This window comes from Cupriavidus sp. SK-4 (assembly GCF_000611125.1).
Lineage (GTDB): Bacteria > Pseudomonadota > Gammaproteobacteria > Burkholderiales > Burkholderiaceae > Cupriavidus > Cupriavidus necator.
Genome location: NZ_JFJW01000044.1, coordinates 215 through 7,999, shown reverse-complemented (window position 1 = coordinate 7,999; position 7,785 = coordinate 215). Strand labels below are relative to the sequence as shown.

The following is a 7,785-nucleotide window of genomic DNA, read 5'->3' as shown; positions in this document are numbered from 1 at the left end:
CGCCGCGCGCGCGGCGGCGTCCAGTGCCTGGCGCACGCCGGGGATCTGCGCGGCGGTGGGCACGACCACGTGCGCGCCCGCCTCCGGCGCCCCGCAGCGGTCGAGGAAATACCAGGCAGCGGTGGCCGCCTGGTCGAGGAAATCAGGGCCAGGGCGAAAACGTAGCGACGTCATGGGCGCGTGGGGCGCAGCCCGGAATGGCTGCGCGAGCTGCGTCGGTCGGCGAAAGCGTCAGGATGCAACGGAAACAATACGGGCGCCGCCGGCCTGAGCGGCTGGCGGCAAGTGCGATGCGGGACAGGCGGAACCGGCTCAGTCCGAACCGCCTTCCAGCCGGGCGCGGATCTCGCGCGCGGTCTCGAGCAGGCCCTCATAGCCGGAGCGCGCATGCTCGGGCAGGTCCGGGTCGCCCACCAGGGTACCGAGGGTCTCGATGATGCTGTAGACCAGGCCGCGTGCGGCGCCGCTGGCGATGCTGTTGGTCTCCACGGCGCTGCTGATATGGTCCAGCGCATCGCTCAGGTGGTCCACGTCCGGCGCCTGGCCGGGCTCGGACTCGGGCTGCGAAGGCTTGCGGGGATCGGTGTTCATGTCGATGACCTAGTCAGTGGCGCAGGATGCAAGATTGGCCCGCTGGCGCCGCCCGCGAACCGCTTTCTATTCTACGCGCACGCCACACGCATCCGGCACCGCGAACGCACGCATAAGTGCATTCTATGACACACCCTTTCGCGTGCCGCAAGCGATTGCCCGAATCTCTCGGCGCCATAGAAAATAAGCATTTCAATGTATCCCCCGATTGCAGCAGAATCATTTCCGTGCCGGCGCGCTTTCGAGTGTTTGCCAGGCCGGTCTTGAAAATCGGCAAACTGGTAACATATCGGCAGCACCGGGCGCGGCAGCGGCCCCCACAGCCTGTTTGCGGGCTGCGGAGGCGGCCCGACGGGTCCGCGCAATCTCGTGTAAGGTAACGGTTCGGCCCTCCGAAGTCTCCAGCCTTCAACATAAACAGAGCGAAACCAGAGGTTTTCCGCCATGAGCGAACAAATCAAGTATGTGAGCGACGCCTCCTTCGACGCTGACGTCCTCCAGTCCGACAAACCCGTCCTGCTCGACTTCTGGGCGGAATGGTGCGGCCCCTGCAAGATGATCGCGCCGATCCTGGACGAAGTCGCCAAGGACTACGGCGACAAGCTGCAGATCGCCAAGATCAATGTCGATGAAAACCAGCAGGTGCCGGCCAAGTTCGGCATCCGCGGCATCCCGACGCTGATCCTGTTCAAGAACGGCGCGGTCGCGGCCCAGAAGGTCGGCGCGCTGTCCAAGTCGCAACTGACCGCCTTCCTCGACGGCAACCTGTAAGCTGCGCGCCGGGACCTGACCCACGGTCCCGGTTCTGTCACGATCCGACGTGCGTGCGCCACACCCTGGCGCGCCGGTCGGATTGTGCTAAGATGCCACCAACAACTCCCCGAGCGTTCGCTCATTTCCCCCCTTCCCTTTAGGTCTCGCCCGTCCGGGCCCATCTGTACCCCTCGTCTATGCACCTGACAGAACTCAAATCGCTTCACGTGTCTGCGCTTCTCGAAATGGCGGCTACGCTCGAGATCGACAACGCACAACGGATGCGCAAACAGGAACTGATGTTTGCGATCCTGAAGAAGCGCGCCAAGATGGGCGAAACCATCTTTGGAGACGGCACGCTGGAGGTGCTGCCCGACGGCTTCGGCTTCCTGCGCTCGCCCGAAACCTCGTATCTGGCCAGCACGGATGACATCTACATCAGCCCGTCCCAGATCCGCCGTTTCAACCTGCACACCGGCGATTCGATCGAGGGTGAAGTGCGTACGCCCAAGGACGGCGAACGCTACTTTGCGCTGGTCAAGGTGGACAAGGTCAACGGGCAGCCGCCCGAAGCGGTCAAGAACCGCATCATGTTCGAGAACCTGACGCCGCTGCACCCGAACCGGCCGCTCACGCTCGAACGCGATATCAAGGCTGAAGAAAACATCACCGGCCGCATCATCGACATGATCGCGCCGATCGGCCGCGGCCAGCGTGCGCTGCTGGTGGCATCGCCTAAGTCCGGCAAGACCGTGATGCTGCAGCACATCGCCCACGCGATTGCCAACAACCATCCGGAAGCCGACCTGTTCGTGCTGCTGATCGACGAGCGTCCGGAAGAAGTGACCGAGATGATGCGCTCGGTGCGCGGCGAAGTGGTTGCGTCGACCTTCGACGAACCGGCCATCCGCCACGTCCAGGTTGCCGAAATGGTGATCGAGAAGGCCAAGCGCCTGGTCGAACTGAAGCGCGACGTGGTGATCCTGCTGGACTCCATCACCCGCCTGGCGCGTGCCTACAACACCGTGGTGCCGGCCTCGGGCAAGGTGCTGACCGGTGGTGTGGACGCCAACGCGCTGCAGCGCCCGAAGCGCTTCTTCGGTGCCGCGCGCAACCTGGAAGAAGGCGGTTCGCTGACCATCATCGCCACCGCGCTGATCGAAACCGGCAGCCGCATGGACGACGTGATCTATGAAGAGTTCAAGGGCACCGGCAACATGGAAGTGCACCTGGAACGCCGCCTGGCCGAGAAGCGCGTCTACCCGTCGATCAACCTGAACAAGTCGGGCACGCGCCGCGAAGAGCTGCTGATCAAGCCGGAAATCCTGCAGAAGATCTGGATCCTGCGCAAGTTCATCTCCGACATGGATGAAGTGCAGGCGATGGAATTCATCATGGACAAGATGAAGGCCACCAAGAACAACGCCGAGTTTTTCGATATGATGCGCAGAGGCGGCTGAGCCCTCGCTGCAGCGTCAACGCAGCATCGCCGCAAGGCGGACAGGAAGGCGTGCCACGGCACGCCTTTTTTTGTTGCCCGACCTTTTGTTGCCGGACCATTTCACAGCGCACCGCGCTACGCCCATGCTCGGCAAACTGACCTCATTCCTGCGCACCCGCTCGCGGGCCCGCAAGCTGGAGCACTACGCCATCCCCGATGCGCTGTGGGCGCGCACGGTCGCCACGCTGCCGTTCGTGCAGCGCTACGGCAGCGAAGACCTGGCGGCCCTGCGCGAACTGGCCACGCTGTTCATCGCCGACAAGGAATATTCCACCGCGCACGACCTGCCGCTGGCCGACGACATGGTGGCCAGCGTTGCCGTGCAGGCCTGCGTGCCGATCCTGAAGCTGGGGCTGCCTTGGTACCGGGGCTGGCACGGAATCGTGCTCTACCCGGGCGAGTTCATCATCCGCCGGACCGTGCAGGACGAGATCGGGCTGGTGCACGGCGTGGTCGAGGAAGCCAGCGGCGAGGCCTGGGAGCACGGGCCGGTGATCCTGTCCTGGCCCGACGTGCACACCCCCGGGGCCGGCATCGACAGCGACCACGAACTGCCGGCCGATACCTACAACGTGGTCATCCACGAGTTCGCCCACAAGCTGGACATGCTCGACGGCGAGCCCGACGGCGTGCCTCCCTTCTCGCGCGTACTGCACCCGGACATCGACGCGGAAGCCTGGGCCGAAACCTTCCTGACCGAGTACGACCGCTTTGCCGAGGCCTGGGAGGCACGCGACGAGGCCGACTGGGAGCACCCGGAGCGGCTGCCGCCGGCGCTGCGCGTCATCGACCCATATGGGACCGAGGCGCCGAGCGAGTTCTTTGCCGTGACGTCAGAGGCATTTTTTGTCGAGCCGACCGGGCTGGCGCGGCACTGGCCGGTTGTATACCAGTCGCTGGCCGCCTTCTATCGCCAGGATCCGGCCTTCATGTGATGTTTTTGCCGCATTCCTACGCAACACTTTCTGTGCCGCGCGTGACGCAGCCTCTTCCCCAAGTATTTGTTTTTCTGCCATAATCCCGGTTTGCCCGTTACCGGCAAGTGGTTCGTTCGTCGCCGCGCCATGCACGCTCTCGCCCTCGGCAGAGAACAGCGGATTGCAACGGACTGGCTACCCAACCAGAAAGGACTCATCATGAAAGAAGGCATTCACCCGAATTACCGCGAAGTCGTGTTCCAGGACATGTCCAGCGACTTCAGCTTCATCACCCGCTCGACCATCCAGACCAAGGACAAGATCGTGAAGGACGGCAAGGAGTACCCGCTGGCCAAGATCGAAGTCTCGTCGGAATCGCACCCGTTCTACACCGGCACCCAGAAGATCATGGACACGGCCGGCCGCGTGGAAAAGTTCCGCCAGAAGTTCGGCAACAAGCTGGGCAAGGCTGCGAAGTAATCGCTTTCAGCGAACCCCGCTTCGCAAGGCCTGCGGACAGATGCTCCGGGGCCTGTGCGAAACAGCAAAGAGGCAGCATCGGCTGCCTCTTTGCTTTTGTGCCGGACCATGACCGGTAGCGCCGCATTCATTGGATTTACCCCACACCCCGTGAGGCTTCCACGCCATGCCACGGCCCGCGCGGCCGCCGCATGCGCGATACTGTGGCCTTCGCGCCATTGCGCCACGGCCCGACCTGAGCATCGATGCGTCAAGCCAATACCTCACCCGTCCAGTTGACCGCTGCCGCGACCGGCGCCCTGCCGCGCGCGCTGCTGCTGGCGATCTGCATCATCTATGGCCTGGTCGGCCTGTTCGGCCGCGACCCGTGGAAGAACGAGGACGCCGCCGGCTTTGGCGTGATGTGGCAGCTGGCCACCGGCAACCTGCACGACTGGCTGATGCCGAATATCGTCGGCCGCCCGTACAGCGAGGACGGCCCGCTGGTATTCTGGATCGGCGCGCTGATGATCCGCGGCTTCGGCAGCTGGCTGGGCGCGGCCGACGCCGCGCGGCTGGCCACTGCGTTGTTCTTCTTCGCGACCTGCGCCTGCATCTGGTACACCACCTACCTGCTGGGCCGGCGCGACGAGGTCCAGCCCTTTGCCTATGCCTTCGGCGGCCAGCCCAACGCGCGCGATTACGGCCGCACGCTGGCCGACGGCGCGCTGCTGATCTTCCTGGCCTGCGTGGGCCTGGCCATGCGCGGGCACGAGACCACGCCGCAGGTCGGCCAGGTCGCCTTTATTGCACTGGCCCTGTACGGCATGGTGCGCAGCCTCGACAAGCCCATCCAAGGCAGCCTGGTCTATGGCGCCGCGCTGGGCGGGCTGGCGCTGGCCAGCGGGCCCCTGCTGCCGCTGGCGCTGCTGGGCGGCAGCGCGGTCTGCGCACTGGTGTGCAAGCCGCTGCCGTGGCGGCGCCTGGCCGCCATCGGCATTCCGCTGGCGCTGCTGATGGTGTCGGCGTGGCTGGCGACCGCCTACTTTGGCGCGGCCGACCGCGACGAGGCGGTGACCTTCATCCGCGAATGGTCGCGCTATGACCGCCGCAGCTACGGCTCGCCCAATGTGGCGACCTTCGGCTTCAACATGCGCAACCTGTTCCTGTACACGTGGCCGGTCTGGCCGATCGCGGGCTGGGCCTGGATCGCGTGGACCGGCATGCGCCGCGCCCCTCATGTGGCAGCGCCGCTGGCGCTGCTGCTGCCGGTGCTGGTGCTGCTGTTCCTGCAACGCAGCGCCGGCGACGTGCAGTTCATCCTGCTGCTGCCGCCGATGGCCGTGCTGGCCGCATTCGCGCTGCCCACGCTGGCGCGCGGCGTGATCAACGCGATCGACTGGTTCGCGCTGCTGTTCTTCACCATCTTCGGCGGCACGGTCTGGTTCATGTGGATCGCCAAGACCACCGGCTGGCCGCCGCGCATCGCGCGCAATGTCTTCCGCCAGTTGCCCGGCTACCAGCATGAGTTCACCATCGCCGCGGTGGTGTTCGCACTGGCGGCCACGGTCGCGTGGGTGCTGATCGTGCGCTGGCGGCTGTCGCGCGCGCCCAAGCAGATCTGGCGCCCGGTGGTGATTTCCGCCGCCGGCACCACCCTGATGTGGGTCATGGCAATGACGCTGTGGCTGCCCTCGATCAACTACGGCAAGACCTACCGCGACGTGGCCCAGGCCGCGGCGATGGCGCTGCCGCCTGCCTACCAGTGCGTCCAGCCGATCCGCATGGGCGATGCGCAGCTGGCGTCGTTCGCCTATTTCGGCCATATCCGCTTTGGCGGCCCCAACGACGGCTGCGACGTGCTGCTGCGCCATGATTCGGTCGACTATGGCGAGCCGGGCAATATCTCGCATTTCGAGTGGCGGCTGATCTGGGAAGGCCGCCGCCCCGCGGACCGCGACGAGCGCTTCCGCATGTATCGGCTGGTCGATACCGAGCGCGCCGTCCATCCGCGCCCCGACCTGCCGCGGCGCCGCCTGCCGCGCCAGCCCTGAGCCCTTTCCGGCGTCACCACCACCGCAGCGCCTGTCGCGCCATCGAACCATTCCGGCCGCAGGCGGCTGCGGGGCTGACCATCCAGCCCTGACCAAGCCTGCCGAGCCCTGAATGACCCTGTTCCAAGACCTTCGCCGTATCGCCAGCCTGGCCGGTCCAGTGCTGGCCGGCCAGCTTGCCGTTATCGCCTTTGGCGTCATCGATACCGTGATGGCCGGGCGCGCCTCGGCCACCGACCTCGCCGCCGTGGGCCTGGGCGGCTCGATCTACGTCACCATCTATATCAGCCTGATGGGCGTATTGCAGGCGCTGTCGCCCATCGCCGGGCAGCTCTATGGCGCCGGCCGCATCGAGGCGATCGGCGCCGAGGTCCGGCAGGCCGCATGGCTGGGCGCCGCGCTGGCGATTCCGGGCGTGCTGCTGCTGGCCTTCCCGGCCCCGCTGCTCGCTTTCGCCAAGGCGCCGCCCGAGCTGGTCGAGAAGGCCACCGCCTACCTGCATTTCGGCGCCTTCGGGCTGCCGGCGGCGCTCGGTTTCCGCATCTACTCGGCGCTGAACAATGCGCTGTCGCGCCCGATCATGGTGACGGTGCTGCAGATCGGCGGGCTGGCGCTGAAGGTGCCGCTCAATGCCTGGTTCATCCACGGCGGCCTGGGCGTGCCGGCCATGGGCGGCCCCGGCTGCGGCCTGGCCTCGACGCTGATCAGCTGGGCCTGGTGCATTGCCGGGCTGCTGATCCTGCGCTACGGCAGCGCCTATCACCCGCTGCGGATCTTCAGTACGTGGAGCTGGCCGGCTGCCGCCCCGCTGCGCGCGCTGCTGCGGCTGGGCCTGCCGATGGGCCTGACCTACCTGATCGAGATCACCTCGTTCACGCTGATGTCGATCTTTATCACGCGCCTGGGCACGGTGACGCTGGCCGGGCACCAGATCATCGCCAACCTGGGCGCGGTGGCCTACATGCTGCCGCTGTCGCTAGGGATTGCCACCTCGACGCTGGTGGCACAGCATCTTGGCGCGCGCGACCTGGCCGGCGCCAGCCGCCTTGCCTGGCGCGGCATCCGCATGGCGGTGACGCTGGCGGTGCTGACCGGTGCCCTGCTGTGGCTGCTGCGCAAGCCGGTGCTGCACGCCTACGCGAGCGATCCCGCGGTGGTCGCGGCAGCGCTGCCGCTGGTGCTGTTCGTGGCGTTCTACCAGGCCTTCGACGCGGTGCAGGTGATGACAGCGTTTATCCTGCGCGCGTACAAGATCGCGCTGATTCCGACGCTGATCTATGCCGGCTCGCTGTGGGGCATCGGACTGGGCGGGGGTTATGTGCTGGGCTTCGGGCTGATCGAGGGCATGCCCGCCTTCACGCGCGGCGCGAGCGGCTTCTGGCTGGCCAACAGCATCAGCCTGGCAATTGCAGGCGTGCTGCTGGTGCGGTATTTCAGCCGGGTCAGCAAGGATCCGGAAAACTGACTCTGGCACCGGCCGCCCGCAAGGGCGGAGGCCCGCAATTTCAGC

The 7,785-nt window shown here is 66.2% G+C and carries 7 protein-coding genes; 6 read left to right on the top strand and 1 reads right to left on the bottom strand.

Annotated features, from left to right (window positions below; all coding sequences use genetic code 11):
• Positions 1 to 312: 312 nt before the first annotated feature.
• Positions 313 to 591 (bottom strand): hypothetical protein, encoded by a 279-nt coding sequence (locus CF68_RS09125; RefSeq protein WP_035817701.1) that lies wholly within the window; start codon positions 589 to 591, stop codon positions 313 to 315.
• A gap of 444 nt (positions 592 to 1,035) precedes the next feature.
• On the opposite strand from CF68_RS09125, the gene trxA reads away from it, so the two are divergent.
• The 6 genes from trxA (at position 1,036) to CF68_RS09095 (ending at position 7,740) form a co-directional block, all read left to right on the top strand.
• Complete coding sequence (gene trxA / locus CF68_RS09120) at positions 1,036 to 1,362, top strand: thioredoxin TrxA (RefSeq protein WP_010814265.1); 327 nt, start codon at positions 1,036 to 1,038, stop codon at positions 1,360 to 1,362.
• A gap of 179 nt (positions 1,363 to 1,541) precedes the next feature.
• Complete coding sequence (gene rho, locus CF68_RS09115; protein ID WP_010814266.1) at positions 1,542 to 2,804, top strand: transcription termination factor Rho; 1,263 nt, start codon at positions 1,542 to 1,544, stop codon at positions 2,802 to 2,804.
• A gap of 124 nt (positions 2,805 to 2,928) precedes the next feature.
• Positions 2,929 to 3,780: a M90 family metallopeptidase gene (locus CF68_RS09110; protein WP_035817699.1), complete on the top strand. Its 852-nt coding sequence runs from the start codon at positions 2,929 to 2,931 to the stop codon at positions 3,778 to 3,780.
• A gap of 201 nt (positions 3,781 to 3,981) precedes the next feature.
• Entirely contained in the window at positions 3,982 to 4,242 is a 261-nt protein-coding gene (locus CF68_RS09105; RefSeq protein ID WP_010814268.1) for a type B 50S ribosomal protein L31, read from the top strand.
• 245 nt (positions 4,243 to 4,487) lie between these two features.
• Positions 4,488 to 6,275 (top strand): glycosyltransferase family 39 protein, encoded by a 1,788-nt coding sequence (locus CF68_RS09100; RefSeq protein WP_035817696.1) that lies wholly within the window; start codon positions 4,488 to 4,490, stop codon positions 6,273 to 6,275.
• A 112-nt stretch (positions 6,276 to 6,387) separates the two neighbouring features.
• Entirely contained in the window at positions 6,388 to 7,740 is a 1,353-nt protein-coding gene (locus CF68_RS09095; protein ID WP_035817693.1) for an MATE family efflux transporter, read from the top strand.
• The last annotated feature ends 45 nt before the right edge of the window (positions 7,741 to 7,785 follow it).